Here is a 24,346-nt window from a genome sequence, read left to right as displayed (position 1 = left end):
GGGTCAGTCCGGGATGGCGGGCGCTCCGGCGGACAGGGTCATCACCTCGAAGCCTGTCTCGGTGACGAGGATGGTGTGTTCCCATTGCGCCGACAGGCTGTGGTCGCGGGTGACCACGGTCCAGCCGTCGCCGAGTTGCTTGATGCCCGCCTTGCCCGCATTCACCATCGGCTCGATGGTGAAGATCATGCCGGGCTCCAGGCGCAGGCCGGTGCCCGGTTTGCCGTAGTGCAGCACTTGCGGTTCCTCGTGGAAGCGGCGACCGATGCCGTGGCCGCAGAACTCGCGCACCACGCTGTAGCCCATGCCTTCGACGTAACTCTGGATGGCATGGCCGATGTCGCCCAGCGTCGCCCCCGGCTTGACCGCACGGATGCCGCGCCACATCGACAGATAGGCCGTCTCGCACAGGCGGCGCGCCTGGATGGACGGTTCGCCGACGTAGTACATGCGGCTGGTGTCGCCGTGGAAACCGTCCTTGATGGTGGTGATGTCCAGATTGACGATGTCGCCGTGCTTCAGCTTCTTGTCGCCGGGCACGCCGTGGCAGACCTGATGGTTGATCGAGGTGCAGATCGACTTGGGGTAGGGATTGTGACCGGAAGGCGCATAGTTGAGCGGCGCGGGGATGCAGCCCTGCACGTTCACCATGTAATCGTGGCAGAGCTGATCCAGCTCGTTGGTGGTGATGCCGACCTTCACGAAGGGGGCGATGTAATCCAGCACTTCACCGGCCAAGCGTCCGGCGACGTGCATCTTTGCGATCTCTTCGGAATTCTTGATACTGACTGCCATGGTACCGACTCGTAATTTGATGGGGCATGAGGATAGCAGGAAGCCGCGTTCTCGTCCTGTCGATGGGCATCACGACTCCGGCGGTTGACAGGAAAAATGTATGGGTCACCAGGTAGGTCAAGGTGGTAGAGTGGATTACAATGGTCGGCATCGCGGAACCAATCGGGTAGCGATGACTCTCAGTACCGCGCTTCTGGCGCGCTTATCTCAAAAGGAGGACAGCATGAAGGTTTCTGGTTTTGTATTGTTGGCGGCGATGACGGCGAGCAGCGCAGCTTACGCGGTCGACGCAGGCGCGGTGTTGGGCGGTGCGCTCGGCGGTGGTGTCGGAGCTGCCGTGGGTTCGCGTGTAGGCGGTCAGAATGGAGCCATCATCGGCGGTGCGCTGGGCGGAGCGACAGGTGCTGCCGTGGCCACCAGCGGTCGTCCGCAAGCCGCACCTGCGCCTGCGCCACGCCCCCAGCCACAAGCACGCAACTATGGTGGCGAGCGCGAACACGAGCATGAACATGAACACGAGCATCATCATGGTCATGACCACGGTGATCGGGACTAAAGGAGATGAAAATGAAACTGACTATGCTTGCAGCCTCGTTGCTGCTTTTGGCAGGGTGTGCTGATCCGTATCAGAACCGCGCGGTCCTTGGCGGTGCGGTCGGTGGCGGCGTGGGCGCGGGTGTCGGCCATGCGGTCGGCGGCGAAGGCGGCGCGATCCTGGGTGGTGCGGTCGGCGGTGCGGTAGGCGCTGCCGTGGGTACCGGCGGCCAGCAACGCCAGCAACAGCCCGTGTATCAGCCACGCGGCGGACGTGATCGCGACTACGAGGATCGCGACGAAGGGCGCGGACGTGAGTACCGTCGCGAGCACAGACGCGACCGCGAGCATGAGCGTGAGCGCGACTGAAACGGTATGACCGAACAAACAAAAAGCCCGCTGGATGCGGGCTTTTTGTTGAGCTGGCCGGGGCTTAGCGCACCGGCCTCCGTCCTTGCGGTGGATTAGCGCTTGTTGCCGTTGGTGTTGCCACCGTTGTGGCCGCGACCCAGGCTGAAGCTGTTGCCGCTGCTCGGGCGACGTTGACCGCCGGCAGGTGCGCCGCCATTACCTGCGCCAGGTGCACGGTTGCCGTTGGCGTTACCGAAACGGTTGTGCGAGTGACCTTCGCGGCGCGGTGCATTGCCGTTGCGGTCATCGCGCGGGAAGCCGTGACGGCTGTCCGGTGCAGTGTGGCGACCGAAACCGCCGCGACCCTGCGGCTTGGACGCTGCTGGGCGCGGCTTGAACTTCGGCTCCATGCCCGGGATGGTGTGCTGGGTGATGGGCTGGCCGGTGTAGCGTTCGATGCGCTTGAGCAGCATGGTGTCGCGGTTGGAAGCGAACGACACGGCGATGCCGGATGCGCCGCCACGGCCGGTACGACCGATGCGGTGCACGTAGTCTTCAGCGAACTTGGGCAGGTCAAAGTTGATCACGTGCGAGATGCCGGCCACGTCGATGCCGCGTGCGGCCACGTCAGTCGCTACCAGGATGCGCACCTGGCCGCGACGCAGATTGGTCAGGGTACGGTTACGCTCGCGCTGGTTCATGTCGCCGTGCAGAGCAGCCACGGAATGGCCTTGGGCTTGCAGCTGGTCGGCCAGCATGTCGGCATCGCGCTTGGTAGCGGTGAACACCACGGCCTGATTCAGGTCGATGTCGGTCAGCAAGTGGCTCAGCAACTGGCTCTTGTGCGCCATGTCGTCGGTGAACATCAAACGCTGTTCGATGTTTTCGTGCTTCGCGTGCTGCGCGGCGATGCTGATGCGCTTCGGGGTCTTCAGCAGACGGTCGGCCAGTGCGCCGACCACGCCGTCCAGCGTGGCGGAGAACAGCAGGGTCTGACGGGTCTTGGGCGTGGCGTTGGCGATGCTTTCCACGTCTTCCGAGAAGCCCATGTCCAGCATGCGGTCGGCTTCGTCCAGCACCAGCATTTCCAGACGCGAGAAGTCGATGCGACCGCGCTGGATGTGGTCGATCAGACGGCCCGGTGTCGCCACCAGGATGTCCACCGGATTCGACAGCAGCTTGTTCTGCAGCGGGTAGGGCATGCCGCCCAGGATGCTGACGGTCTTCACGCGCATGTGCTTGCCGTACTTGGCAGCGGCTTCGGAAACCTGTTGCGCCAGCTCGCGGGTCGGGGTCAGCACCAGCACGCGCGGTCCCTTGCTGCGCACTGCCGAAGGCTCGGCGATGCGGTTCAGCGCGGGCAGGATGAAGGCAGCTGTCTTGCCGGTGCCGGTCTGGGCGGAAGCCATCAGATCGTGACCCGCCATAACTTCGGGGATAGCTTGCGCCTGGATCGGCGTGGGCACGGTGTAACCGGACTCTTCCACGGCTTTCAGGATGAGCGGGTTCAGGCCGATGGAGGCAAAAGTGGTCTCGGCGGCAGTGTTGACTGCCGGGGTATTTTCTACGGACATGTTGATTCCTTACATACAAGCAATGGCGCACTGTGCGGCTAGGCCACACAGCAAAATTCAGTAGGGGGTAAGTTCTACCGGCGCAAACACATCGTCGCTAACCGGTGAATCGAGGCGCAATCCGCAAAGACGGGGGACGCAGGGGGTCAGATAACGATGAACCAATGCCGCAATGAGCGGCAAGGCGCGCATTATAGAGGCAAGCGATTAAATAGCAAGAGAAATTTATTGGACTGATGATTGGAGGGGCGTGCAGGCTGTGGAAGAGAAGAACATGCTGTTCGCCCATCCCTCTAGATGCGTAGGGCTAGGGTGCATTATTACGAATCTCAGGTGCAGAATGGCAAATAACACTAAGGCAATCATCTACACCTTTTACGAAATACTCCTTTGCTGCAGGATTCATTGGATCAATGCAGCTACCAGGACGACTTGCTTCTTGAGAAAGCCAACCGCCAGAATAAATTTCAAAAAGCAAATCTTTTGGTATTGAGCACTCAGGCCAGAATTCCATCAAATCACGTTCATCAAGAACACGAAAGCCAATAACATCCGAAAAAATAATAACCAATTCCAATTGGAGGCTAATGTCACGAACAAATGCTTGGAGATTGCCGAGAGCGTACTCAATGCGCACAATTTCAGAACCCTGTAAAAATGGAATTCCAGTCTCAACAGGCTTAGCATCGAGCTTAATCATGCTTCATCACTGACAAATGAAGGGACGTTCCTGTCCCAAAGATAGCGATGGAGGAATGGCAAGTATCACCAAAAACGAAAAACATACCCTAGTAGTTCAGTGTCCTGACGCTTTGAAATAGGTGTACAGGGCTAGTCCGATGAAGGCGAGTAGCATGAGCACGATGAGTCCGGCGAACACCAGCACGGCATTGGATTTCGCCTCGATGTAGCGCATGTCCGGCTCGACCAGTTCAGCGTTCTCCGGAGGCTTCGTGCCGCAGCCGGGGCATTTCACCGAGGTGGCGGTGAACTCTTTCTTGCAGACGTGGCATTTGATGACGGCCATGATGATCCTTTCAAAGTTTCAATAATGCCTTGACCGGCCCAAAGCTGCGGCGATGTTCCACGCAAGGGCCGTGCTGGCGCAGGGCTGCGAGGTGGGCGGCGGTGGGGTAGCCTTTGTGGATGGCGAAGCCGTAGTGCGGGTGGCGTTCATGCAGTTCCAGCAGCGAAGCGTCCCGAGCAGTCTTGGCCAGGATGGACGCGGCAGAGATGGCGGCCACCTTGCTGTCGCCCTGCACGATAGCGCGGCTCTTCAATCCGGTGTCGGGGCAATGCAGGCCGTCGACCCAGACCTCGTGCGGGGTGAGGTTCAGCGCTGCCACGGCGCGCTGCATCGCCAGCAAGCTGGCGCGCAGGATGTTGATGCGGTCGATCTCTTCGACGCTGGCACTGGCGATGGCCCAGGCGAGAGCGTGCTCGCGTATCTCCAGCGCCAACTTGTCGCGCTTTTTCTCGCTGAGTTTCTTGGAATCGGCCAGCCCGGCGATGGGGCGGGCGTCGTCGAGGATGACGGCAGCTGCGTACACCGCCCCGGCCAGCGGGCCGCGCCCGGCTTCGTCTACGCCGCAGATGAGCACGGCGGCGAAGTCATCCTTCGACTCCGCTGCGCTACCACCCGCAAGGGGTGCGCCGGTGGGTGCACCCGTAAAGGGTACGCCGTCAGACGCTCGCCCCTCGGGCTGTCTTAACGCAGCCCCGCTGCTATGCAGCGACCCTTCCGCAGGCTCAGGACGAACGGAGTTCGTGTTCATGTCCGACTAAGATACGGCAGCAGCGCCTGGGCGGCCTTGTGGGCGGTGTCCTGGCGCAGGGTTTCGTGGATGCGGCTGAACTCGATCTCCAGTCCTTCCAGCGCGCGTTTGTTGCCCATCAGGTTGAGCAGCGCCTGGGCCAGGTGCTCCGGCGTGGCATCGTCTTGCAGGATTTCCGGCACCACGAAACGTCCGGCCAGCACGTTGGGCAGGCCGACCCAGGGCTGGTAGGCCTTGCCCTTCATCAGGCGGTAGGTGAGGGCGGGCATCTTGTAGGTGATGACCATCGGGCGCTTGAGCAGGGCGGCCTCCAGCGTGGCGGTGCCGGAAGCGATGAGGATACCGTCGGCGGCGGTCATCGCATCGTGGGCGTGGCCGAACAGGATGGTCAGCGGCAGATCGGGGCCGTGCCGCCACAGCGCGTCCTCGAAGATCTGCTTGGTCTCGCGGCTGACCAGCGGCACCAGGAAGTGGGCGTTGGGCAGTTTTTCGGCCAGCAGCTTGGCGGTCTCGATAAAGGTCACGGCGTGCTGGCGCAGCTCGCTCTGGCGGCTGCCGGGCAGCAGGGCGATGATCTTCGCCTCCAGCGGCAAGCGCATGCGTTCGCGCATCTCGGTGCGGTTCGGCACCATAGGCAGGCGGTCGGCGGTGGGATGGCCGACGTAGGTGCAGGGCACGTCTTCGCGCGCGTAGATCGCCGGTTCGAACGGGAACAATGCCAGCACGCGGTCCACCGCGCGCTTGATCTTGTGGATGCGCTCGCCGCGCCAGGCCCAGATCGAGGGGCTGACGTAATGCACGGTAGGGATGCCGCGCTGCTTGAGCTTCAGCTCCAGATCGAGGTTGAAATCGGGCGCATCGATGCCGATGAACAGGTCGGGCGGCGTGTCCAGCAGCTCACGGCGCAGGGTGTTGCGGATGCCGACGATCTCGCGGTAGTGCTTGAGCACCTCGACGTAGCCGCGCACCGCCAGCTTCTCCATCGGGAAGCGGATCTCCATGCCCGCCGCCTTCATCTTCGGCCCGCCGATGCCGACGAAACGCACATGCGGCGAATACTGGCGAACAGCCTCGATCAAGTGAGCGCCGAGCAGATCACCCGACGCTTCACCCGCGACCAGGGCGATGGTTTTGATGCCTTGCTGCATGGGCTTAGCGGACGATGCCGCGTTCGGATTCGGCCAGGGCTGCGGCGAAGATGGCCAGTTCCGGGTGGGCGGCGACTTCGGCGCTGATGGCGGTGCGCGCTTGTTCCAGCGACAGACCTTGACGGTACAGCGTCTTGTAGGCGCGCTTGACGGCGAGAATGGCTTCCGGTGAGAAGCCGCGCCGCTTCAAGCCTTCGGAGTTGATGCCGTGCGGGGCGGCCGGGGTGCCGGAGACGGTGAGGTAGGGTGGCACGTTCTGGCGCACCACGGCGGCGATGCCGGTGATGACGCTTTCGCCGACGCGGCAGAATTGGTGGACGCCGGTGAAGCCGCCCAGAATCACGTAGTCATCGATGATGACGTGGCCAGCCAGGGTGGACTGGTTGGCGAAAATCGTGTGGTTGCCCACCACGCAGTCGTGCGCGATGTGGACGTAGGCCATGATCCAGTTGTGGCTGCCGACCGTGGTCTCGCCCCTGTCCTGCACGGTGCCGAGGTTGAAGGTGCAGCTCTCGCGGATCACGTTGTGGTCGCCGATCACCAGCCGGGTCGGCTCGCCCTTGTACTTTTTGTCCTGCGGCACTTCGCCCAGCGAGCAAAACTGGAAGATCTGGTTGTGCTGGCCGATGGTGGTGTGGCCGTGGATGACCACGTGCGGGCCGATCACCGTGCCTGCGCCGATCTCGACGTGTTCGCCGATGATGGAATACGGCCCGACCTGAACGTCGTCCGCCAGGCGCGCGCCGGGATGGATGATGGCAGTCGGGTGGCGCATCACTTGGCCTTCATGGTGCACATGATCTCGGCTTCGGCGGCGAGTTGCCCGTCCACCTCGGCCACGGCCTTGAACTTCCACAGTCCGCGCAGGTTGCGCAGAGGCTGCACCTTGAGGATGAGCTGGTCGCCCGGCACGACGGGGCGCTTGAAGCGTGCGCCGTCAATGCCGACGAAGTAGTACACCGAGTTCTCGTCCGGGCCGCCGTTGTCCATGCTGGCGAACGAGAGCAGGGCGGCAGTCTGCGCCATAGCCTCGATGATCAACACACCCGGCATCACCGGATGGTGCGGGTAATGGCCGGGGAAGAAGGGCTCGTTCATCGAGACGTTCTTCAGCGCGACGATCTCCTTCTCGGGTTCGAGCGAGAGCACCCGATCCACCAGCAGGAAGGGATAGCGGTGCGGCAGGCGCTTGAGTATGTCGTTGATGTCCATGGTGATGGGGGTGCTCATGCTTGCTCCTCGTGGTTGGCCTGGCTCTGCAAGGCGGCCAGTTGTTTTTCCAGTTGTTTGATGCGTTGGGCAAAGTCGCCCAGATGGCGTAGCTGCGCGGCGGTCTTGCGCCACTCATCCTTGCGGCTCAGCGGGAAGATGCCGGTGTAGCTGCCGGACTCGGTGATGGATTTACTCACCAGCGAGAAAGCGGAGATCTCCACGTTGTCGGCAATGGTCAGATGACCGATGATGCCCGCGCTGCCGCCGATGCGGCAATACCTGCCGATGGTGGTGCTGCCCGCGATGCCCACGCAGCCAGCGATGGCGGTGTGGTCGCCGACCTTCACGTTGTGGGCGATCTGGATCTGGTTGTCCAGCTTCACGTCGTCGCCGATCACCGTGTCGTCCAGTGCGCCCCGGTCTATGGTGGTGTTGGCACCGATCTCCACATCGTCGCCGATGATGACGCGGCCGATCTGCGGAATCTTCAGCCAGCGGCCTTCGTCCCAGGCCAGGCCAAAGCCATCCGCGCCGATCACCGCGCCGGAATGCGCGATCAGCCGGTCGCCGATGACGCAGCCGTGATAGATGGTGACGTTGGGATACACGCGGCAACCGGTGCCTATGTGCACGCCGTCACCGATGACGCAGCCCGCCATGATCACGCTGTGTTCGCCGATCTTCACCTGTTTGCCGATGACCACGTTCGCGCCGATCTCGGCGCTCTCTGCGATCTCCGCCGAGGGGTCGACGCTGGCGGAGGCGTGGATGTCCGGTTCGGCTGATGGCAGCGGGTTGAGCCAGGCCGAGATACGGGCGAAACAGGCGTAGGGATTCGGGCTGACCAGACGCGGTAAGGTCGTGGCATCGGCATCGGCTTCGCTCACGATGACCGCGCTCGCACGGGTGGCGGCGAGTTGCGCGCGGTATTTGCTGTTGGTGAGGAAGCTGATCTGGCCTTGGCTGGCGTTGTCCAGCGTGCCGACCTGAGTGATGGCGGTGTCGGCATCACCCAACACCCGCCCGCCGAAACGTTCGGCCAGTTCTGCCAAACGGTAGGAAGTGGGACTCATACGCGCGGCAACCTATTTCTTGCCAGCTTTGTCTTCTTCAGCGGCCAGGAATTTCAGCACCTTGTCGGTGATGTCGATCTTGGGGGTATGGAACACGCGCGACTGAACATCCAGCACCAGATCGAACTTGTCGGCCTCGGCGATGGTTTGCAATGCCTTGCTGGCCTGTTCCAGCACGATGGCCAACTCTTCGCTCTTGCGCAGATTCAAGTCCTCGTTGTATTCGCGCTGCATGCGTTGCAGGTTGGAGTTCAGGTTGGCCAACTCGCGCTCCTTGCTGCGATGTGCCGCATCGGGTGGTGAGCCGACATCCTTCTCCAGCGTGGCCTGGATATCTTTGGCTTGCTTGAGCAGCCGTTTTATCTCCTGGTCGCGCGCGGAGAACTCCTTCTCCAGCTTGCTTTCGGCCTTGGTGGCCGGCACGGATTCGCGCAGGATGCGCTCGGTATCGACCACGCCCACGCGGAAGTCTGCCGCCACCAGCTGCGAGCTGGCCGACAGTAACAACGTGGCAAACAATAATCTGATCATGTTCGGCATCTGTGACTCCTGACTTCTAGAATAGCGAACCCAAGGTGAACTGGAACATCTGCAGTCTATCACCCTGATGCTTGTTGATGGGAGTGCCAACACTGACCTTGAGCGGGCCGACCGGCGACAGCCAAGCCAGTGCCAAGCCTGCCGAATAGCGGAAGCCCGCTACACCAGCGATCACTCCCCCTCCGGTCTGTCCATAGATCGCGCCCGCATCGACGAACGCGCTCATGCGGAAGGACGGGTCCCTGCCCTGGCCAGGGATGGGGAACAGCAGTTCGGCGTTGCCGACGATGCGTTTGTTGCCGCCGGTCGCATAGCCGCTGGCATCGATCGGGCCGAGAGAGTTCGGTTCATATCCGCGTACCGAGCCGATGCCGCCCGCGTAGAAGTTCTTGAAGAACGGCAGTGGGCGGTTGCCGTAACCGTTGCCGACCCCGACTTCGCCGTTCAGCATGAAGGTCACGTCGCGCGCCACCGGGTAGTACCACTGCTGCTGGTAGTTCAGCTTGTAATACTGTTGGCTGCCGCCGGGCAGGCCGATTTCGGTGTAGGCGCGACGCACCGAACCTTGTGTCGTGTAGATGGCGCTGTCCCGGCTGTCGTGGGTCCAGCCCAGTGTAGTGGAAAGCGTGGTATTGGTTGCGCCGTAAGTGTTGATGTAGTCGATGTAGCGCTGCGGGGTCAGCGCGGTGATGCCTAAAGTCGTGCGCTCGGCCCCCAGTCCGTACTGCAGCGAATCGTCGTCGTCCAGCGGGACCCCGTAGCGAATATTGGCCCCGAGCGTGTCGGACAGGTAGCGTGCCATGACGCTGCGATTGGTGTTGGTCCGGGTCGAGCGCTTGTAGATGTCGAAACCCCGGCTGATGCCGTCGTCCGTGTAATAGGGGTTGGTGTAGGACAACGATATGACGCGGTTGATCTTGCTGGTGTTGATCTGGGTGGACAGGAAATTTCCCGAACCGAAGATGTTGCTCTGCGATATCGAGCCGCTCAGGATCAGGCCTTCACCGCTGGATATACCGGCACCCACGTTCAGGCTGCCGGTGGACTTCTCTTTCACCGTCACGTTCACGTCCAGCTGGTCGGCGGTGCCTTGGACCTGTGGAGTTTCGATGTTCACGGCGCTGAAGTATTCCAGTCTGTCGACCTTTTGCTTGGATTTCTTCACCTTGGAGCTGGCGAACCACGCGCTTTCCATCTGGCGGAATTCCCGGCGGATGACCTCGTCGCGGGTCTTGGTGTTGCCGGCGACATTGATCCGGCGGACATAGACGCGCTGTCCCGGGTCGTTGGTGATGGTCAGCGAGGCGGTATGCTTGTTCTTGTCCAGCTCCGGGATGACGTTGACGTTGGCGAAGGCGTAGCCCTGATCGCCCAAGCGCTCGGAGATCCTGCGGGTGGATTCCGACAGCTCCTTGCGCGAGAACACATCGCCCGGCTTGAAGGTCAACTCGGCGCGTGCTGCGTCATGCGGGAGTACCTTCTCACCACCGGCGAACTTGATGTCGGAGATGGTGTACTTGGCACCCTCGGTGATGTTCACGGTGATGTAGATGTCCTGCTTGTCCGGGCTGATCGAAACCTGGGTGGAGTCGATGTTGAACTCCAGATAGCCGTTGTCGAGGTAATGCGAGCGTACGGTCTCCAGGTCGCCGGAGAGCTTTTGCTTGGAGTATTGGTCGTCCTTGCTTATCCAGCTGATCCAGTTCGAGGTGTTCAGCTTCATCAGGTCTTGCAGCTCGTTCTCGGGGAAGGCGTGATTACCAACGAAGTTGATCTGCTTGATCGTGGAGACGCCGCCTTCCACGACATCGAGGTAGACGGCGACCCGGTTACGTTCCAGCTCGGTGACGCGGCCTTTCACCGTCACCGCGTACTTGCCGCGTGCCACGTATTGGCGTTTCAGTTCCTGCACCGCTTTGTCCAGTGCCGACTTGTCGAAGATGCGTCCTTCCGCCAGTCCGACCATCTTCATCGAGCTGCCGAGCTGATCCTTGGGGAAGTCCTTGACACCCTCGATGGAGACGCTGGCGATGGCAGGGCGCTCGCGCACCAACACGATCAGCACACCTTGCTCGACTTCCAGGCGCACGTCCTTGAAGAAGCCGGTAGCGAACAGGGCGCGAACGGCTCCGGCGGACTTGTTGTCGTCCACCGTGTCGCCCACCTTGATAGGCAGATAGCTGAACACGGTTCCGGCTTCGGTGCGTTGTATGCCCTCGACACGGATGTCCTTGACGACGAACGGTTCGATGGCGGAGCTTGGGGTCGCATAAAGCAGCGAAAGGAGTAGAGCGAGTTTCTTGAAATCCATTTTTCAACCTAAAATCAGGCGGCTGATGTCGTTATACATCGCCATCGCCATCATGGTCACGAGCAGGGCGGTGCCTACTTTCTGTCCGATCTCCCATGTCCGTTCGGACACCGGGCTACCCTTGATCAATTCAGCCGAATAATACAGCAAATGCCCCCCGTCCAATAAAGGAACCGGCATCAGGTTGAGGATGCCCAGACTGATGCTGATCAGCGCGAGGAAGCCGAGGTAGGCGACCAGGCCCATCTGGGCGGATTGCCCGGCATAATCGGCGATGGTGAGGGGGCCGCTCAGATTCTTCATCGACACTTCCCCCGCGATCATCTTGCCCATCATCTTCAGGCTGACGACGGAGGTCTCCCAAGTCTTGCGCACCGCCTGCGGCAGGGCCTCGAATGCGTCGTAACGCACTTCGGTCAACATCGCATCGAACAGCTTCCGGTCGACCTGGGGGGCGGCCCCGATCTTGCCGACGCGCTGCCCCGCTTCATTCACTACGTCAGGTGTCAGGGTGAGGGTGACGGGAGCGCCGCTGCGTTCAAGCTCCAGTGCAAGCGCCTGCCCCGGATGGCTGCGTATCACTGCCACCAGCTCTTCCCATAGCTGGATGTCCTTGCCATCGGCGCGGACGACTCGGTCACCTGGCCGCAGACCGGCGCGCTGCGCCACGCTGCCCTCGGTGAGTTGGCCGATCACGGCATGGACGGTGGGTTGCCAGGGCTGCAAGCCCAGCTTTTTCAGGAAATCGCCATCCAGATCGGCGGGCTTGAGGCTGGAGGCATCCAGCTGGTGGCGCAGCCGCATGCCCTCGGCGGTCTGCGCCTCGATCGCGATGGGTCCTTGCTTCAGCGCGGCATCCAGCAGCATCCAGCGTGCTTCCTGCCAGGTCGGCACGGCCTGGCCCTCGATGCTGACCAGCGTCTCACGTTCCAGCAGGCCGGCGACAGCCGCAGGCGATTGTGGCGGAATGGATCCCAGTGTAGGTTTCAGGCCGGGCACGCCGTACAGGAACATGACCCAGTAGAGCACGATGGCCAGTAGCAGGTTGGCCAGCGGCCCGGCGATGACGATGGCCATGCGCTTGAACACGGACTGGCGGTTGAAGGCGCGCGGCAACTCGTGCTCTGCGACCTCGCCTTCGCGCTCGTCCAGCATCTTGACGTAGCCGCCTAGCGGCAGGGCGGAGAGCACCCATTCGGTCTCGCTGCGGGCGGAGCGTTTGCTGTAGATGACTTTGCCGAAGCCCACCGAGAAGCGCAGCACCTTGACACCGCACAGCCGGGCCACCCAGTAGTGTCCCAGTTCGTGGAACACCACCAGCACCGCGAGGGTGAACAGGAAGGACAGCAGGGTGGTCATGCGTTCAGCGGAACGATGGCAGCAGCTCCCGCGCCATGGCGCGGGCCTGGTCATCGGCAGTCAGGACATCGTCCACAGCGGTGACGGCCCGGGTCGGCAGGCGTTCCAACACGGCTTCGATCAAACGCGGGATGGCGAGGAAAGGGATCTGGCGGTTCAGGAAAGCATCCACGGCGACCTCATTGGCGGCGTTCAGGATGGACGGCGCGGTGCCTGCAGCACGCAGGGCTTGGTAGGCCAGCGCCAGACAGCGGAAGCGCTCGAAATCGGGGGCGACGAAATTCAGCTGGGCGATCTTGAACAGGTCGAGCGGCGCGACCCCGGCATCGATACGTTCCGGATAAGCCAGACCGTAGGCGATGGGCGTGCGCATGTCGGGGTTGCCGAGCTGGGCCAGCACCGAGCCGTCCACGTATTGCACCAGCGAGTGGATCACGCTCTGCGGATGTACTACCACCTGGATGCTGTCGGCGGGCGCATTGAACAGCCAATGTGCTTCGATCACTTCCAGCCCCTTGTTCATCATGCTGGCGGAATCCACCGAGATTTTGCGCCCCATGCTCCAGTTGGGATGGGCGCAGGCCTGCTCCGGGGTGACTGCGCCCAGTTCGGCCAGCGGCGTGTTGCGGAACGGGCCACCGGAAGCGGTGAGCAGGATCTTGCTGATGCCGGAGGCAGCCAGGTCGCCCGAGTAATCGTGCGGCATGGACTGGAAGATGGCGTTGTGCTCGCTGTCTATGGGCAGCAGCACAGAGCCGCTCTGGCGCACGGCATCCATGAACACCGCACCGGCCATCACCAATGTCTCCTTGTTGGCGAGCAGGATCTTCTTGCCGGCGCGTGCGGCAGCCAGGGTGGGGCGCAAGCCTGCTGCGCCGACGATGGCGGCCATCACCGCGTCCACTTCCGGCGCGGCGGAAACCTGCTCCAGCGCCGCCACGCCGCACAGCACTTCGGTGGCAGAACCGGCGGCTTTCAGCTTGGCACGCAGGCGTTCGGCGGCGGCTTCGTTCAGCAGCACAGCGAACCTGGGCTGATGTTGCTGGCATTGCTCGAACAGCAGGCCGTCCTGCTGGTTGGCGGTCAGGGCGTGCACGCGGTAGCGCTCGGGGTGGCGTGCCACCACGTCCAGCGTGCTTTTGCCTATGCTGCCGGTGGAGCCGAGTACGGTCAGGCGGGTGAGGGTGCTCATTCCAGTCTCTGCAACAAGATGACGAGGGTCGCCAGGGGTAGGGTGGAGGTCAGCGCGTCGATGCGGTCGAGCAGGCCGCCGTGGCCGGGCAGGAGGGTGCCGCTGTCTTTGACGCCGGCCTGGCGTTTGACCAGGGATTCGAACAGGTCGCCGATGACTGCCAGTCCCACCCACCACCAGGCGGCCAACACCCCGGAGGGGAAGATCAGATATTGCTTGTACAGGCCGCTGTACCAGGCCACGGCCACCACGTAGATGGTCACGCCCAGCATGGCTCCAGCCACGCCTTCCCAGGTCTTGCCGGGGCTGATGGCGGGAGCGAGTTTGTGCTTGCCGTAGCGCCGACCCGCGAAATAGGCGGAGATGTCCGCCGCCCACACCAGCGCCATCAGGCCGAGCAACAGCCAAGGGCTGAGGGTGCGCAGATCGAGCAGGGCCAAACCGGTGGGCAGCAGCAGGGCCCAGCCGATCACGCCCATCAACCAGGGGTGGTTGGGTTTCCAGTTGGCGATCATCCAGGCGGGTACGACGAAGATCCAGAACAGCGCCGACACGACATACAGCAGGAGCTTGGGAGCGAGCTGGAGCGTGGTCGGGGCGAACAGGTCGAAGGCCAGCATGGCCAAGATCAGCGTCAGGCTCAGCCAGCGGTATTGGCTGGCGCTGGCATCCTTCAATCCGGCCAGTGTGATCCACTCGTTGGTGCCTTGCATCAGTACCAGTCCGACCAGGATGGACCAGCCCCAGGCGGGCAGGGCGAACAGCGCGAGCAGGAACAGCACGAGCAGGAGGGTGGCGGTGATGACACGTTGCCTAAGCACTTGGATCGTCCTGTCGCAGTTGTTCGCTGATCCGGCCAAAACGCCGCTCGCGGCGCTGATAGGAGGCGATGGCGCGGTCGAGCTCGGTGCGGTCGAAGGCGGGCCAAAGGGTGTCGGTGAAATACAGCTCGGTGTAGGCCAGCTGCCACAGCAGGAAGTTGCTGATGCGCTGTTCGCCGCCGGTGCGGATGAACAGGTCCGGCTCGGGGGCGTAACTCATCGACAAGTACGGGGTCAGCGCCTCTTCGTCGAAACCGGCAGCGGCTTCAGGGTGTTCGCGCAGCAGGGTCTGCATCGCCTGCATGATGTCCCAGCGCCCGCCATAGTTGGCGGCGACGGTGAATGTGAGCGCGGTGTTGTCAGCGGTCAGCGCTTCGGTCTCATCTATCATCCGGTTGAGCTTGTCGCCCAGACGGCTGCGGTCGCCGATGATCTTGAGGCGCACGTTGTCTTGGTGCAGATGCTTGAATTCGCGCTGCAGGACTTTGACGAACAGATCCATCAGGAACGAGACTTCGTCTGCCGGGCGGCGCCAGTTCTCGCTGCTGAAGGCGAACACGGTGAGGTATTCGATCTTCATGTCCAAACAGGTGAGCACCAGCTCGCGCAGGGTCTTTACGCCGCGCTGATGACCGGCGACGCGCGGCAGGAAGCGCTGTTTCGCCCAGCGGCCATTGCCATCCATGATGACGGCGATATGGCGCGGGACGGCGGGCGCGTCGGGGATGGTGAGTGTGGGGCTTTTGAAGAGGGCCAAGTCGCCTACCTTGTAACAGTTTGCCAGCAGGGGCGGCGCATGGCACCGCCTGTTTCGCTACCTTAAACCGCCATCAGGTCGGCTTCCTTGACTTGCAGCGCCTTGTCCATCTCGGCGACGAAGCGGTCGGTCAGCTTCTGGATGTCGTCCTGGGCGCGACGTTCGTCGTCTTCGCTGATGGACTTGTCCTTGAGCAGTTTTTTCAAGTGTTCGTTGGCATCGCGGCGGATGTTGCGCACGGCGACCTTGCCGTTCTCGGTCTCGCCACGCACCACCTTGATCAGGTCGCGGCGGCGTTCTTCGGTCAGCATGGGCATCGGCACGCGGATCAGATTGCCCTGCGAGGCCGGGTTCAGGCCGAGGTCGGAATCACGGATGGCGCGTTCGACCGGGCCGATCATGTTCTTTTCGAACGGCTGCACGCCGATGGTGCGGGCATCGATCAGGGTGACGCTGGCGACCTGGTTGATCGCCATCGGGCTGCCGTAATACTCGACAGTGACGTGGTCCAGGATGCCGGTGTGGGCACGGCCCGTGCGCACCTTGCCGAAGTCCGCCTTCAGCGTCTCCAGCGATTTGTTCATCTTCTGCTCAGCGGTCTTCTTGATGTCGGCGATCATCGCTTGTCTCCTTTAAACGCGCACCAGCGTGCCTTCGCTCTCGCCCATTACCACGCGGGTCAGCGCACCGGGTTTGAAAATGCTGCATACGATGATGGGCAGCGCCTGATCGCGACACAGGGTCAGCGCAGTGGCGTCCATCACCTTGAGATTCCTGGAAATAGCCTCGTCGAAACTGAGGCTGCTGTAACGGATGGCGCTCGGGTCCTTCTTCGGGTCGGCGGTGTAGATGCCGTCCACCTTGGTGGCCTTGATGACCACTTGCGCATCCATCTCCACCCCGCGCAGGGCGGCGGCGGTGTCGGTGGTGAAGAACGGGTTGCCCGTTCCGGCACCGAAGATCACCACGGTGCCTTCTTCCAGGTAGCGCAGCGCCTTGCCACGAATGTAAGGCTCAGCGACCTGTTCCAGATTCAGTGCGGATTGCACGCGGCATTCCAGCCCGCCGCGTTTCATCGCGTCTTGCAAGGCCATGGCGTTCATCACCGTGGCCAGCATGCCCATGTAATCGGCAGTGGCTCTATCCATCCCGGCAGCGGCAGGTGCCACGCCACGGAAGATGTTGCCGCCGCCGATCACCACCGCCACCTGCACGCCCAGCGCAACCACCGAGCGGATCTCGGCGACGATGCCTTCGATCACGCTGCGGTTGATGCCGTAGCTGTCCTCGCCCATCAGGGCTTCACCGGACAGTTTGAGGAGGATGCGCTTGTAGGCAGGTGCGGCGGTGTTCGTCATGGTTTAACCCTTGTTGGCTGCGGCGATGGTGGCGGCGACTTCGGCGGCGTAATCTTCGACCACCTTTTCGATGCCTTCACCGACCACGAACATCTGGAACGCCGTCACGGAAGCGGTGTTCGCTTTCAGCAACTGCTCGATGGTTTGCTTGCCGTCTTCCGCCTTGACGAAGACCTGGCCCAGCAGGGTCATTTCCTTCAGGAACTTCTGCACGGTGCCTTCGGCGATCTTTTCCAGCATGGCTTCCGGCTTGCCGGATTCGCGTGCCTTCTCGATGGCGATGCGGCGCTCGGTGGCGATGTCGTCCGCGTTTACGCCGGAAGCGTCGATGGCCTTGGGCTTGCTCGCGGCGATGTGCATCGCGATGTCACGGCCCAGAGTGTCGTTGCCGCCGGTGTAGTCCACCATCACGCCGATCTTGCTGCCGTGCAGGTAGGTGGCCAGTTTGCCGGTGGTGGTGGCGTAACGGGTGAAGCGACGCACGGTCACGTTCTCGCCGATCTTCATCACCAGTGCCTTGCGGGCTTCTTCCACGCTGCCTTCGCCATTGGCGATGGCCAGGCCGGACAGGGCGGCGACATCAGCCGGGTCTTGCTCGGCCACGGTCTGTGCCACGTTGCGGGCAAAGGCGTTGAAGTCGTCGTTCTTGGCGACGAAGTCGGTCTCACAGTTCACTTCGACCACGGCGCCGGACTTGCCGTCAGTGCTCACGAATGCGCTGACCACGCCCTCGGCGGTGATGCGCGAGGCGGCCTTGGTGGCCTTGGCGCCACTCTTGATGCGCAGCAGTTCTTCGGCAGCCTTGGCATCGCCGTTGGTTTCGATCAGCGCCTTTTTGCATTCCATCATGCCCAGACCGGTTGCGCCACGTAGTGCCATCACCATGCTTGCGGTAATTTCCGCCATATTTGACTCCTTGATTCTTTGAATAGTTACAAAAAAGGGGGCTTGCGCCCCCTCGTTCATCTGCGGGGAATTAGGCAGCGACTTCCGCGTCAGCGACCTTGGCTACCAGATCGCTCAGCGCTTGAGCGCGACCTTCCAGCACTGCATCGGCCACGCCGCGAGCGTACAGGCGGATCGCCTGGCTGGAGTCATCGTTGCCGGGAACGACGTAGTCCACGCCCAGCGGAGAGTGGTTGGTGTCGACGATGCCGATGACCGGGATGCCCAGCTTCTGCGCTTCGACGATGGTGCCCTTTTGGTAACCGACATCGATCACGAAGATCGCTTGTGGCAGGCCAGCCATATCCTTGATGCCGCCCAGGCTACGTTCCAGCTTTTCCAGTTCGCGCTTGAACATCAGGCCTTCCTTCTTGGAGACCTTCTCGATGCTGCCGTCTTCCATCATGGTTTCCAGCTCTTTCAGACGCTTGATGGACAGTTGCACGGTCTTGAAGTTGGTCAGCATGCCGCCCAGCCAGCGATAGTCAACGTAAGGGCAGCCAGCGCGCTGGGCCTCTTCCTTGATGATCTCGCGTGCCTGGCGCTTGGTAGCGACGAACAGTACGGAGCCCTTGTCAGCGGACAACTTGCGCACGAACTTCAGCGCATCGTTGAACATGACGACGGTCTTTTCCAGGTTGATGATGTGGATCTTGTTGCGGTGGCCGAAAATGAACGGAGCCATCTTCGGGTTCCAGAAACGGGTTTGGTGACCGAAGTGGACACCGGCTTCCAGCATTTGACGCATTGTTACAGACATGCTTACTCCATGATTGTTAAGGGTTAGTACTTTCCACCGTTCCGCTAGACCCTTGCGGGCACCCCAACCGGACCGGTGTGTGGATTCTGCTGACCCCACAGCCCGAAAGAGGGCGGCGGACAAGCAGGGCGCGGATTATACCCTAAGCCAAGGGGCAGACTCAATAATTTGCCATGGCCTGCGGGCGGAGGGCATCACTTCATGCCCTGTAACTGCATCAGGGAGATGTAGCGCTGCAGCATGATCTCGCTGGCACCATCCAGTTTCTGGAACTCGCAACCGGCGCGCTTCTGCATCGAGCCATCAGAGTTGACGGCCTCGAAGGTGTTTTTCACCTTGATCGCCGCATTCAGCGTGCCGATGTCCGGCAGCTCGATCTGGCAGTTCTGGTAGACATTGCCGGGAAGCAGGTCGATGTTGTGCTCCTCGCATACCAAGGCGACTCCGCCCACGCTGATATCCATGATGGTGATCGGCTGGTCCGACAGTATCGATGCCGGATCAGGCGAGGCGATCACGCACTGCAGGGGGGGCTGGGTCGAGGTGGGTAGACGGAAATAGTCGCGTCGCTGCATGCGTAGCAAGGCTTTGGGGAGCGGGATGAACAGAGCATCCTGATCGCGGTGGCGGCCAGCCTCCAGTCTTTCCGCATTGAACTGCACACGAACCTGATAGTGCGAGCTGACGAAGATTACATCCTGACTGGCGAGAGCGGCCTGGTTCTCCGCTTCCACTCCGCTGGTCCCCAGCCACAGTCCCTGTTCGTTGACGGCGAGCAGGGTGGTGAGCAAAAAGTTCTTGCCGTCGTTGAAGAACAGGGCGGCCCGGCTCTGTTTGTGCTCGATGGTATGGAGAATGAACAAGACTTCCTTTTCGGATGAAATGAGGAATTGTTGCGCTTCTGCCGGACTAAGCCGTGTGATGTTGAGCGGTACTTCGGGTTCTTTGTACATCGTGTCTCTCATTCCAGTGGGATGTTCTTCGATTGTCCCCCGCCGATCTGCCGGGCAATCGCGGAATCAGGGGGGATTTTCCCATGCTCTAACTGGTATAGCCAAGCGAGCAACTCCGCCACGGCCAGATACAACTGGGGAGGGATCTGCTGGTCAAGCTCCACTTGCATCAGCAAACCGACCATATCTTCCGATTGATGCACGAACACACCGCTTTCCCTGGCGCGCTCGATGATGGCCTCGGCGATCAGGCCGCGCCCTTTGGCAACGACCTTGGGCGCAGCATCGTTACCGTGGTAGGCCAGGGCGACCGCCATCTGGCGTTTATTCAGCGTAGCCATGCTCGCTCACTCGCGTGCTGGTGACGGGGATGCCGCGCTCGGCCAGCGCACCTACCAGTTGTGTGCTGGCGCGCTCCAGCACAGTGCGCGTTCTCGCCTCGGGGGCGTTGAGTTGCAGGCTGAGGCCTTGGCCGGTGAGCATGAGCTGGGCCGATATTTCGCCGAGATTGGGTAATTCCAGGTGGATCTGTGTTACCCATTGGTGCTCGTTTGGGGCCTCGCTCTGACGGGAGGCTTGACCATGGATCTCCCATTGCATTTCCTGACCCTGCCAGACTTGTCCCTGCCACATCACTTGCCCCGTATCCAGCGCATTGAGCTGTTGCTGTACCAGATGTTGTACGTGTTCGGGCGCGCCTGCCAGTGGGCTGTTGAGGTTGGCGGAGGCCGATGCCGGGACGGCGCGGGAAGCCTCGGCTGTACCGGGCAGCCTTGCTTGCTCTGCGGTCTGGTTCTGAGGTTCTTGCAGCAAGTGAGCGGTGGAGCGGCTACCTTCCAGCCACTGGACCTGATGGGATTCGTAGAACAAGCCGCTTTGGCTGAGTGCCTCATGCAGATTTGCGGCCAGTTGCGGCACGTCCGGCGGCTGTGCTTGTAGCCACAGGGCCTGTCCCTGAGCGGCACGCACGACCGCGCGTTCTGGTGGATGCTGCGACAGGGCAGAGAACAGGCGGGCGGCATCACTGAGCTGTTCTGGTGTCGACTGCGGATTGACCGAAGCCGACAGGCTGAACGTCAACTTGGGGGGGAGGGATACGACCTCCAGATCGATCAGGTCACCCGTGCGCAGATGCGATGGCAAAGACAACTGCAGGGAGTGGTCGGCCACCTTGACCCTGAACACCCCTTCGCTGATCTGCGCTTGCACCCGGCCCTGCATCTTCTGGCCGATCTCGAAATTGGCCCCGACCGGAGCCACATCCGACACGCCGGTGACTAGCGGGCGCTGGTTAAGTGCAAGCTGCTGGATGGAGGTGAACAGCTGAGTGGGCAGCATTTCCGGCTACCACCCGCTCATTGACCCGCAGAGTAGGCCTGTTGCAGGCGACGTTCGCTGCGGGCGCTCGTCATGATGCGCTGAAGCTGCTCCATCCATACTTCAGTGCGGTTGCGTATCTCGGCATCGTCCGCCAATATTTTCTTGATCAAAGCCACCTTGCGCTGTCGAGTCTCCTCGTCCGAGGGAGCGGAGGGCTGCGCTTTCATCGCCGCCACCCGCTCACTGCACTTGAGTTCCAACTCCACGAGATGATCCCACTCGCCCTGCTGAGCGGCATCACGCATCTGTCCGGTGATGCTGGACAGATATTCGTAGTTATCAAGTACAGCGCTCATGGCTTACAGCCTGTCGTAGGTCATGGCTACTCGATTGGAGGCAGGCTGGAAACCAGCATCCTGACTCGCCGGGCGTTTGATGCTTTCCCATGCTCCCAACAGGTCGGTCAGCAGCCGCTCCACCTCGTCCAGTATGGCGATGTCGTTGTTGATGTTGGCTTGCACCAGGCGCTGGACCATGTAGCTGTACAGGTCGAACAGGTTCTGCGCGATCTCCCCGCCAGCCTCGCGATCCAGGCTGGCCTGCAGCCCGCTACCGACCAGAGAGATGGCGCGGCTGATGGATGCACCCTTGGCGGCGACCTCCTGTTGCAGGATCTGTCGCCTTGCATTGCCTACGCTGTCTATCGCGGCCTGATACAGCATGATGATCAGATCATGCGGCGATGCTCCCGCGATGTTGGATTCAACTCCGACCTTGTTGTAGGCATTGATTCCTTGTGTTGAGACCATGATTCTCTCCCTCTTAGAGCTTGCTGAGTTGTTGCGAGAGGTAAGTGCTGGTGGTACTCATCCGACTCAACATGGCATCGAGGGATGAATACTGTTTGCGCAGGCGTGCCTCGATGACAGTCATGCGTGCGTTCATCGAGTCGATCTGCTTACCCAAATCACGTACCGAACTGGTGAGCCCGTCGGTGCGGGATGTCAGGGAGCCGTTCGAAGCAAGAGCATCCGTGGCGATCTGGTTGAGCTGGTAGGCATAGCCACGGGAGTAGCTCACCGTACCGCGCGCACCGAGCGCACCACCGCTGACAGTCACGGAAAGTCCATTCGAATTGCCCGTGCTGGAAGTCAGGGTACGACCGGAGCCGACGATGCTGGTGCCATCGATACTGCCCTCGACATTCAGCCCGGCTACGGCAGTCGGACCGCCGCCCAGCAGGCTGGTCGCCCCATTGCCACCGGTGACTGCAATGCTGGAAGTCGAGCCGTAAGTGCCGGAGGTGATGCTCAATACTCCGCCACTTTCGGTGACACCAACCGACACTCCCGCCGAAGACAACGCGCTGGTACCGTTGATCTTGCCTTGCACTTCGGCTGCGAGCTGGGCTGCGGTGTAGCTTCCCGCGCCGAGTTTGATGGTGGATGCGATGCCGTTTATGGTCAGATCCACGGTATCGTTCACCCCGGCGGTGATGGTGGTGCCCGCAGCAACGGAGCCAGTCAGTTTGCCCTGTGTGGCCAACTGAGTGACGCTGACGGCGTAACTGCCGGGTTTGGTGGACGTGCTGCCGGAGGCGAAGCTGACCAAGCTATCGGTTGCACTGCCGGAGGCGGCGAAGATGTTGGTGACATCCTTGGCATTGGTGCTGAGCGCCGCACTCAATTTGGTGGAATTGAGTGCCAGCGAGCCGTCGGACTGGAAGCCTACCCCGATCTGGGACAGGGTGTTGACGGTGCTGCCGTTGTTCGACAGAGGGGCGCTCAGGATGCTGCGGATCTGACTTTGCAACGAGCGGATCAACGAATCGCCGTGCAGCGGCGCGGTCGAACCGATCACCCCGCTGGCGAGCGCCGTGCTCAGTGATTTGTTCAGAGTGTTGTAGGCATCAACGAAGCCTTGTACGGATTTCGTCACGGTGCTGGTGTCACTGGCTACGTCCAGCGCGACGGGTGACGTGCCGGGCTTCTTCAGCGTCAAAGTGACACCGGCGATCGCATCCGTGATGGTGTTGCTGCTCTTGCTGATGCTGATGCCATCGACTTTGATCTGCGCGTTCTGTGCTGTGGCGGTCTCGGCGAGACTCTGTGTGCCGGCAGGGTCATGCGAGAGCAAGCTGCTCAGGGCTGCGTCGCCAGTCACGGAGATCTTGATGCTGTTGCTGCTGCCCATGCTGCTCGAACTCAACGCCAGGCGGTAAGGGGTCCCGCTACCATCGTTCACGATGGATGCCGTCACGCCGAGTTTGGCCGAGTTGATCGCATCCCGGATGCCTTGCAGGGAATTGTTGCTCGCGTCTATGGTGACGCTACCGCTACTTGCGCCGCTGTTGGTGAAGCTCGCCCCGGTGTACTTCCCGGTGACCGAGTCGAACGTGCCACCGCTGATGGTGCCGAAGTCGAAGGTCAAGGTACCGTTGCCGATGGCAGTGGTCGTGCTCGCCAGACCGGCAGTGGCCAGTTTCTGGGCCTGCGCGATCTTGCTTACTTCGATGGAGTAACTGCCAATGGTGGATGTACTGCTCGCCGTGGCCGAGAAGACCGAGCTGTCGCCGGAGGTGGCGGTAGTTGTCTGCAAGCTGCTGGCATTGGCCATCGCCCCCATCGTCGCCTGGAACGTCGAGACGGCGCTCTTGATGCTTCCCATGGCGGACAGTTTGGCCTGGTAGCTGGTCTGCTTGCTCGTCAGCAGGGTGACCGGGCGTCTTTCGACGCCCATCAGCGAAGTGACCAAGCCGTTGACATCGATCATGCCACCAGAGGTGATGCTGGAAGTGGTTGCCATGATGGATACCTCGTGCCTGTTATGCGCTCTGCTTGACCAGCAAACCCTGCTGGAAGCGGTCTATGGCTTTGGCGATGGCCAATGCCTCCTCCGACGGGAACTGTTTGATGACATCACCCGTCTTGGACTCGACGACCTTGACGACGACCCTTTTCGTATCGTCATCGATGCTGAACTGCAGGTTGGAGTTTATCTCCTTCATCGCGCTGTTGATCTTGTCCACCGCACCTTGTAACTGGGCCGGGGTTGGCTCGGTGGTCTTTGTAGCCACCGGGGCAGCGGCCTGCACCTCGGACGAGGCGCTGGCTGGGGGCGAAGAACTTACCCCATCCACGCCGCTCCATCCTGGTTTGGACACGCTGTTTACTGTGTTCTGAATGTGCATTTTGCCTCTCCTTTAACCAAAATCCCAGCCGGAGCTACTGCTTCGACTGGGATGTTCAGTACCAGCCGAGCCAGCTTAGCGCAGCAACGACATCACGCTATTGGGTGCGGTATTGGCCTGAGCGAGCATCGCGGTACCGGCCTGTTGCAGGATCTGAGCGCGAGTCAGGTTGGCTGTTTCCGCAGCGTAGTCGGTATCCATGATGCGGCTGCGAGCGGCGGTCAGGTTCTCGGCAGCGTTGGACACGTTGCTGATGATGGCCTCGAAACGCGACTGGGTGGAGCCGAAGGTGGCGCGGGTCGAGTTGACGGTGGCGATATCGGTATCGAGTTTGGCGAGTTCAGCCGAAGCTGTGGCCGCAGTCGCGCCGAGTGTGGC

The 24,346-nt window shown here is 61.6% G+C and carries 29 protein-coding genes; 2 read left to right on the top strand and 27 right to left on the bottom strand.

The features are described from left to right. Positions 1 to 3: 3 nt before the first annotated feature. Positions 4 to 795 carry a type I methionyl aminopeptidase gene (gene map / locus DM08_RS06470; RefSeq protein WP_035383843.1) on the bottom strand — a complete coding sequence of 264 codons (792 nt, stop codon included), beginning with the start codon at positions 793 to 795 and terminating at the stop codon, positions 4 to 6. A gap of 223 nt (positions 796 to 1,018) precedes the next feature. Here map and DM08_RS06465 point away from each other — a divergent pair, with 223 nt between their 5' ends. Both DM08_RS06465 and DM08_RS12535 read left to right on the top strand, forming a co-directional pair. Then, a complete protein-coding gene (locus DM08_RS06465) occupies positions 1,019 to 1,351 on the top strand; it encodes a hypothetical protein (protein WP_035383842.1) in 333 nt (110 codons plus the stop codon). Between the two features lie 11 nt (positions 1,352 to 1,362). Continuing rightward, on the top strand, positions 1,363 to 1,698 hold the full coding sequence (locus DM08_RS12535; RefSeq protein WP_081908804.1) for a hypothetical protein: 336 nt from the start codon (positions 1,363 to 1,365) through the stop codon (positions 1,696 to 1,698). A gap of 95 nt (positions 1,699 to 1,793) precedes the next feature. Here the strand turns inward: DM08_RS12535 and DM08_RS06455 are convergent, their stop codons facing one another. The 26 genes from DM08_RS06455 to DM08_RS06335 form a co-directional block, all read right to left on the bottom strand. After that, the gene (locus DM08_RS06455) at positions 1,794 to 3,254 is read right to left on the bottom strand and encodes a DEAD/DEAH box helicase (protein ID WP_051937864.1); all 1,461 of its coding nucleotides are present in this window, start codon (positions 3,252 to 3,254) and stop codon (positions 1,794 to 1,796) included. A 307-nt stretch (positions 3,255 to 3,561) separates the two neighbouring features. Continuing rightward, on the bottom strand, positions 3,562 to 3,954 hold the full coding sequence (locus DM08_RS12820) for a hypothetical protein (protein ID WP_152555795.1): 393 nt from the start codon (positions 3,952 to 3,954) through the stop codon (positions 3,562 to 3,564). Between the two features lie 96 nt (positions 3,955 to 4,050). Further along, positions 4,051 to 4,281 carry a hypothetical protein gene (locus DM08_RS06450; protein WP_035383840.1) on the bottom strand — a complete coding sequence of 77 codons (231 nt, stop codon included), beginning with the start codon at positions 4,279 to 4,281 and terminating at the stop codon, positions 4,051 to 4,053. 10 nt (positions 4,282 to 4,291) lie between these two features. Beyond that, positions 4,292 to 4,855 carry a ribonuclease HII gene (gene rnhB / locus DM08_RS06445; protein ID WP_035383839.1) on the bottom strand — a complete coding sequence of 188 codons (564 nt, stop codon included), beginning with the start codon at positions 4,853 to 4,855 and terminating at the stop codon, positions 4,292 to 4,294. 170 nt (positions 4,856 to 5,025) lie between these two features. Then, entirely contained in the window at positions 5,026 to 6,177 is a 1,152-nt protein-coding gene (gene lpxB, locus DM08_RS06440) for a lipid-A-disaccharide synthase (RefSeq protein ID WP_035383838.1), read from the bottom strand. A 4-nt stretch (positions 6,178 to 6,181) separates the two neighbouring features. Continuing rightward, a complete protein-coding gene (lpxA, locus tag DM08_RS06435; protein ID WP_035383837.1) occupies positions 6,182 to 6,952 on the bottom strand; it encodes an acyl-ACP--UDP-N-acetylglucosamine O-acyltransferase in 771 nt (256 codons plus the stop codon). Continuing rightward, a complete protein-coding gene (fabZ, locus tag DM08_RS06430) occupies positions 6,952 to 7,407 on the bottom strand; it encodes a 3-hydroxyacyl-ACP dehydratase FabZ (protein WP_202593380.1) in 456 nt (151 codons plus the stop codon). The genes lpxA and fabZ overlap by 1 nt, the downstream gene beginning before the upstream one ends. Next, positions 7,404 to 8,462 (bottom strand): UDP-3-O-(3-hydroxymyristoyl)glucosamine N-acyltransferase, encoded by a 1,059-nt coding sequence (lpxD, locus tag DM08_RS06425; protein WP_035383836.1) that lies wholly within the window; start codon positions 8,460 to 8,462, stop codon positions 7,404 to 7,406. The genes fabZ and lpxD overlap by 4 nt, the downstream gene beginning before the upstream one ends. Positions 8,463 to 8,474: 12 nt before the next feature. After that, positions 8,475 to 9,002 carry an OmpH/Skp family outer membrane protein gene (locus DM08_RS06420; protein WP_035383835.1) on the bottom strand — a complete coding sequence of 176 codons (528 nt, stop codon included), beginning with the start codon at positions 9,000 to 9,002 and terminating at the stop codon, positions 8,475 to 8,477. Between the two features lie 16 nt (positions 9,003 to 9,018). After that, positions 9,019 to 11,313 (bottom strand): outer membrane protein assembly factor BamA, encoded by a 2,295-nt coding sequence (gene bamA, locus DM08_RS06415; RefSeq protein ID WP_035383834.1) that lies wholly within the window; start codon positions 11,311 to 11,313, stop codon positions 9,019 to 9,021. 3 nt (positions 11,314 to 11,316) lie between these two features. Further along, on the bottom strand, positions 11,317 to 12,672 hold the full coding sequence (gene rseP, locus DM08_RS06410) for an RIP metalloprotease RseP (protein ID WP_035383833.1): 1,356 nt from the start codon (positions 12,670 to 12,672) through the stop codon (positions 11,317 to 11,319). Positions 12,673 to 12,676: 4 nt separating this feature from the next. After that, positions 12,677 to 13,864 carry a 1-deoxy-D-xylulose-5-phosphate reductoisomerase gene (ispC, locus tag DM08_RS06405; protein ID WP_035383832.1) on the bottom strand — a complete coding sequence of 396 codons (1,188 nt, stop codon included), beginning with the start codon at positions 13,862 to 13,864 and terminating at the stop codon, positions 12,677 to 12,679. Beyond that, the gene (locus tag DM08_RS06400; protein ID WP_035383831.1) at positions 13,861 to 14,685 is read right to left on the bottom strand and encodes a phosphatidate cytidylyltransferase; all 825 of its coding nucleotides are present in this window, start codon (positions 14,683 to 14,685) and stop codon (positions 13,861 to 13,863) included. Before DM08_RS06400 ends, ispC begins: the two co-directional genes overlap by 4 nt. Then, entirely contained in the window at positions 14,678 to 15,442 is a 765-nt protein-coding gene (uppS, locus tag DM08_RS06395) for a polyprenyl diphosphate synthase (RefSeq protein ID WP_035383830.1), read from the bottom strand. Before uppS ends, DM08_RS06400 begins: the two co-directional genes overlap by 8 nt. 62 nt (positions 15,443 to 15,504) lie before the next feature. Beyond that, positions 15,505 to 16,062 (bottom strand): ribosome recycling factor, encoded by a 558-nt coding sequence (gene frr, locus DM08_RS06390; protein WP_035383829.1) that lies wholly within the window; start codon positions 16,060 to 16,062, stop codon positions 15,505 to 15,507. 12 nt (positions 16,063 to 16,074) lie between these two features. Next, on the bottom strand, positions 16,075 to 16,800 hold the full coding sequence (pyrH, locus tag DM08_RS06385; RefSeq protein ID WP_035383828.1) for a UMP kinase: 726 nt from the start codon (positions 16,798 to 16,800) through the stop codon (positions 16,075 to 16,077). Positions 16,801 to 16,803: 3 nt separating this feature from the next. Beyond that, positions 16,804 to 17,706 carry a translation elongation factor Ts gene (tsf, locus tag DM08_RS06380; protein WP_035383827.1) on the bottom strand — a complete coding sequence of 301 codons (903 nt, stop codon included), beginning with the start codon at positions 17,704 to 17,706 and terminating at the stop codon, positions 16,804 to 16,806. Positions 17,707 to 17,776: 70 nt separating this feature from the next. Beyond that, complete coding sequence (rpsB, locus tag DM08_RS06375) at positions 17,777 to 18,505, bottom strand: 30S ribosomal protein S2 (protein ID WP_035383826.1); 729 nt, start codon at positions 18,503 to 18,505, stop codon at positions 17,777 to 17,779. A gap of 194 nt (positions 18,506 to 18,699) precedes the next feature. After that, positions 18,700 to 19,458 (bottom strand): flagellar brake protein, encoded by a 759-nt coding sequence (locus DM08_RS06370; RefSeq protein ID WP_035383825.1) that lies wholly within the window; start codon positions 19,456 to 19,458, stop codon positions 18,700 to 18,702. An 8-nt stretch (positions 19,459 to 19,466) separates the two neighbouring features. Then, on the bottom strand, positions 19,467 to 19,799 hold the full coding sequence (locus tag DM08_RS06365; protein ID WP_035383824.1) for an EscU/YscU/HrcU family type III secretion system export apparatus switch protein: 333 nt from the start codon (positions 19,797 to 19,799) through the stop codon (positions 19,467 to 19,469). Beyond that, the gene (locus tag DM08_RS12530) at positions 19,783 to 20,796 is read right to left on the bottom strand and encodes a flagellar hook-length control protein FliK (protein ID WP_081908801.1); all 1,014 of its coding nucleotides are present in this window, start codon (positions 20,794 to 20,796) and stop codon (positions 19,783 to 19,785) included. The genes DM08_RS06365 and DM08_RS12530 overlap by 17 nt, the downstream gene beginning before the upstream one ends. 17 nt (positions 20,797 to 20,813) lie before the next feature. Then, positions 20,814 to 21,134, bottom strand: a complete 321-nt coding sequence (locus tag DM08_RS06355; RefSeq protein ID WP_035383822.1) for a flagellar protein FliT — start codon at positions 21,132 to 21,134, stop codon at positions 20,814 to 20,816. A gap of 3 nt (positions 21,135 to 21,137) precedes the next feature. Further along, on the bottom strand, positions 21,138 to 21,587 hold the full coding sequence (fliS, locus tag DM08_RS06350; protein WP_035383821.1) for a flagellar export chaperone FliS: 450 nt from the start codon (positions 21,585 to 21,587) through the stop codon (positions 21,138 to 21,140). A gap of 13 nt (positions 21,588 to 21,600) precedes the next feature. Further along, entirely contained in the window at positions 21,601 to 23,583 is a 1,983-nt protein-coding gene (gene fliD, locus DM08_RS06345; protein WP_035383820.1) for a flagellar filament capping protein FliD, read from the bottom strand. Between the two features lie 19 nt (positions 23,584 to 23,602). Continuing rightward, positions 23,603 to 23,968 carry a flagellar protein FlaG gene (locus DM08_RS12225; RefSeq protein ID WP_051937860.1) on the bottom strand — a complete coding sequence of 122 codons (366 nt, stop codon included), beginning with the start codon at positions 23,966 to 23,968 and terminating at the stop codon, positions 23,603 to 23,605. A 75-nt stretch (positions 23,969 to 24,043) separates the two neighbouring features. After that, on the bottom strand, positions 24,044 to 24,346 hold a 303-nt coding region (locus tag DM08_RS06335), incomplete at its 5' end, for a flagellin (RefSeq protein WP_035383819.1).

Origin of the sequence: Ferriphaselus sp. R-1 (genome assembly GCF_000746095.1) — a bacterium.
Taxonomy (GTDB): domain Bacteria; phylum Pseudomonadota; class Gammaproteobacteria; order Burkholderiales; family Gallionellaceae; genus Ferriphaselus.
The sequence above is the reverse complement of the archived record's forward strand: the minus strand, read 5'-3'. Positions and strand labels throughout refer to the sequence as shown.

Excerpts from the sequence above, each read along its gene's own strand:
- map (WP_035383843.1), bottom strand. The coding sequence starts at position 795 with ATGGCAGTCAGTATCAAGAATTCCGAAGAGATCGCAAAGATGCACGTC.
- DM08_RS06465 (WP_035383842.1), top strand. The coding sequence starts at position 1,019 with ATGAAGGTTTCTGGTTTTGTATTGTTGGCGGCGATGACGGCGAGCAGC.
- DM08_RS12535 (WP_081908804.1), top strand. The coding sequence starts at position 1,363 with ATGAAACTGACTATGCTTGCAGCCTCGTTGCTGCTTTTGGCAGGGTGT.
- DM08_RS06455 (WP_051937864.1), bottom strand. The coding sequence starts at position 3,254 with ATGTCCGTAGAAAATACCCCGGCAGTCAACACTGCCGCCGAGACCACT.
- DM08_RS12820 (WP_152555795.1), bottom strand. The coding sequence starts at position 3,954 with ATGATTAAGCTCGATGCTAAGCCTGTTGAGACTGGAATTCCATTTTTA.
- DM08_RS06450 (WP_035383840.1), bottom strand. The coding sequence starts at position 4,281 with ATGGCCGTCATCAAATGCCACGTCTGCAAGAAAGAGTTCACCGCCACC.
- lpxB (WP_035383838.1), bottom strand. The coding sequence starts at position 6,177 with ATGCAGCAAGGCATCAAAACCATCGCCCTGGTCGCGGGTGAAGCGTCG.
- lpxA (WP_035383837.1), bottom strand. The coding sequence starts at position 6,952 with ATGCGCCACCCGACTGCCATCATCCATCCCGGCGCGCGCCTGGCGGAC.
- fabZ (WP_202593380.1), bottom strand. The coding sequence starts at position 7,407 with ATGAGCACCCCCATCACCATGGACATCAACGACATACTCAAGCGCCTG.
- lpxD (WP_035383836.1), bottom strand. The coding sequence starts at position 8,462 with ATGAGTCCCACTTCCTACCGTTTGGCAGAACTGGCCGAACGTTTCGGC.
- DM08_RS06420 (WP_035383835.1), bottom strand. The coding sequence starts at position 9,002 with ATGCCGAACATGATCAGATTATTGTTTGCCACGTTGTTACTGTCGGCC.
- bamA (WP_035383834.1), bottom strand. The coding sequence starts at position 11,313 with ATGGATTTCAAGAAACTCGCTCTACTCCTTTCGCTGCTTTATGCGACC.
- rseP (WP_035383833.1), bottom strand. The coding sequence starts at position 12,672 with ATGACCACCCTGCTGTCCTTCCTGTTCACCCTCGCGGTGCTGGTGGTG.
- ispC (WP_035383832.1), bottom strand. The coding sequence starts at position 13,864 with ATGAGCACCCTCACCCGCCTGACCGTACTCGGCTCCACCGGCAGCATA.
- frr (WP_035383829.1), bottom strand. The coding sequence starts at position 16,062 with ATGATCGCCGACATCAAGAAGACCGCTGAGCAGAAGATGAACAAATCG.
- pyrH (WP_035383828.1), bottom strand. The coding sequence starts at position 16,800 with ATGACGAACACCGCCGCACCTGCCTACAAGCGCATCCTCCTCAAACTG.
- tsf (WP_035383827.1), bottom strand. The coding sequence starts at position 17,706 with ATGGCGGAAATTACCGCAAGCATGGTGATGGCACTACGTGGCGCAACC.
- rpsB (WP_035383826.1), bottom strand. The coding sequence starts at position 18,505 with ATGTCTGTAACAATGCGTCAAATGCTGGAAGCCGGTGTCCACTTCGGT.
- DM08_RS06370 (WP_035383825.1), bottom strand. The coding sequence starts at position 19,458 with ATGTACAAAGAACCCGAAGTACCGCTCAACATCACACGGCTTAGTCCG.
- DM08_RS06365 (WP_035383824.1), bottom strand. The coding sequence starts at position 19,799 with ATGGCTACGCTGAATAAACGCCAGATGGCGGTCGCCCTGGCCTACCAC.
- DM08_RS12530 (WP_081908801.1), bottom strand. The coding sequence starts at position 20,796 with ATGCTGCCCACTCAGCTGTTCACCTCCATCCAGCAGCTTGCACTTAAC.
- DM08_RS06355 (WP_035383822.1), bottom strand. The coding sequence starts at position 21,134 with ATGAGCGCTGTACTTGATAACTACGAATATCTGTCCAGCATCACCGGA.
- fliS (WP_035383821.1), bottom strand. The coding sequence starts at position 21,587 with ATGGTCTCAACACAAGGAATCAATGCCTACAACAAGGTCGGAGTTGAA.
- fliD (WP_035383820.1), bottom strand. The coding sequence starts at position 23,583 with ATGGCAACCACTTCCAGCATCACCTCTGGTGGCATGATCGATGTCAAC.
- DM08_RS12225 (WP_051937860.1), bottom strand. The coding sequence starts at position 23,968 with ATGCACATTCAGAACACAGTAAACAGCGTGTCCAAACCAGGATGGAGC.